The sequence below is a fragment of the Acidovorax sp. KNOB132 genome (assembly GCF_057541515.1).
Genome location: NZ_BAAJYT010000650.1, coordinates 1 through 604, shown reverse-complemented (window position 1 = coordinate 604; position 604 = coordinate 1). Strand labels below are relative to the sequence as shown.

1 pseudogene is annotated in these 604 nt (G+C 73.0%); it reads left to right on the top strand.

The annotated features are described in order from the left end of the window. Positions 1 to 507, top strand: a pseudogene (locus AC27IO_RS25215) (taurine ABC transporter substrate-binding protein); the annotation flags it as partial. Positions 508 to 604: the final 97 nt, after the last annotated feature.

The window sequence follows — 604 nt, the reverse complement described above, 5'->3', positions numbered from 1 at the left end:
GCGGCGTGGGAGCGCGGCGACATCGACGCCACGTTCGTGTGGGACCCGGTGCTGGCCAAGGCCAAGCAAAGCGGCACGGTGATCGCCACCTCGGGCCAGATCGCCGCGCAGACCGGCAAGGCCACGTTCGACGCGCTCGCCGTGTCCAGGCCGTTCGCGCGCGAGCACGATGCCTTCCTGGCCCAGTTCGTGCAGGTGCTGGCCGATGCCGACCGCGCGTACACGGCCCAGAAGGCCGCCTGGACGGCCGATTCGCCCCAGGTCAAGGCGGTGGCGAAGTGGACCGGCGCCGAGGCGCCCACGGTGCCTGCCAGCCTGGCGCTGTATGCCTTCGTGCCGCCGGCCGAGCAGGCCTCGCCGAAATGGCTGGGCGGCGGCGCGCAGTCGGTGGCGGCGCAGTCGCTGGCCGCCACGGCCGCCTTCCTGAAAGAGCAGGGCACCATCCAGGCCGTGCTGCCCGACTATTCGGTGGGCGTGAACCCCACCTGGGTGCAGCGTGCGAAGTAGCCTGCCGGCCGCGGGCGAAGACCCTGCGGCCTTGCCGCCCGTGGCCCATGGCGCGGGCGATCTGGTCATCCGCGGCCTGAGCGTGCGCTACGCCGAG